The following is a 1,236-nucleotide window of genomic DNA, read 5'->3' as shown; positions in this document are numbered from 1 at the left end:
GACGGGCGGAAGGCGGCGCGACCGGCCGCCGGCGAGGCCGACCGACGGCGGGCCCGGCCGAGCGCGAGCGCGGAGGGGGTCCCGGGTGGACGGTCGGCCGGCGGCGGGCGGGGACGGCACGGCGAGCGGGGCGCCGCGGGAGCGGCCGACTGCCCGCGGCGGCGATCGCACGCCCGCTCGATCGACAGGAAGGAGGGCCGCCGGCGACGGCGAACGGGAGATGCGAGGCGCGCTCCCGCGCGGCCTCGCCCGCCCGCCAGCCGAAGGAACCCTGACCCGATGACCCGCGTGATCGCCGTCGCCAACCAGAAGGGCGGCGCTGGCAAGAGCACCGTGACCGTCAACCTGGCCGTCGCGCTGGGGCAGGCGGGCCGCTCGACCCTCGTCGTCGACATCGACCCCCAGTTCGATTCGACCGCGATGTTCGGCCTCTCCCCCGAGAGCGCCACCGGCACGATCGCCGACGTCTTCCTCGGCGAGAGCGAGGCCGGCGAGGCGCTGATGACGTCCGTCACCGAGAACGTCGACCTGCTCGTCGGCGACGGGCGGATGGCCGACGTCGAGCTGACCCTCGTCTCGCAGGTACGCCGCGAGGAGTTCCTCGCCGAGGCGCTGCGCGAGGTCCAGGGCGACTACGACCTGGTCCTGATCGACTGCCCGCCGAACCTGGGCCTGCTGACGGTCAACGGCTTCCTGGCCGCCGACGAGGTGCTGGTGCCGATCTCGATGGTCGACCGCAACGCGTACAAGGGCGCGGCGACGCTGCTCTCGACGCTGCAGACGCTGCGCCGGCGGCGGGTCAGCGTCGAGACGCTCGGGCTGCTGCGCAACAACGTCGACGAGCGCCGCAACACCTACCAGACCCTCAACGAGGCGCTGCCGGCGCTCGACGCCCCGCTGCTCGACGCCCAGATCCCGATGCGGGCCGGCTTCCACGACGCGACCACCGAGGGCATCCCGCTGGTCGTCCGCAAGCCCGACGGCCGCGCCGCCCAGGCGTTCCGCGAGCTGGCCGCCGAGATCCAGGCGCGCAGCGCCACCCACACCACGACCCTGGCGGAGGCCGCCTGATGGCTCGTCTGAAGCTCTCCCCCAGCGGCCTGCGCAGCCCGCTGGACCTGACCGCCCCGAGCGAGGAGCCGGTCGCCGCGCCGATCGCGGTCGCCCCGCTGGCGCCGGTGCCGGCGGACGCCGACGCGACCCGGCCCGCCCCGCGACCGGCCGCCGTCGCGGCCG

1 protein-coding gene is annotated in these 1,236 nt (G+C 75.8%); it reads left to right on the top strand.

Annotated features, from left to right (window positions below):
• The first annotated feature begins 279 nt into the window (after positions 1–279).
• Positions 280–1,071 (top strand): ParA family protein, encoded by a 792-nt coding sequence (locus PAI11_RS10880; RefSeq protein WP_007574354.1) that lies wholly within the window; start codon positions 280–282, stop codon positions 1,069–1,071.
• Positions 1,072–1,236 lie beyond the last annotated feature (165 nt).

This window comes from Patulibacter medicamentivorans, from assembly GCF_000240225.1.
GTDB classification, from domain to species: Bacteria; Actinomycetota; Thermoleophilia; order Solirubrobacterales; family Solirubrobacteraceae; genus Patulibacter; species Patulibacter medicamentivorans.
This window is presented reverse-complemented; position numbering and strand designations above follow the sequence as displayed.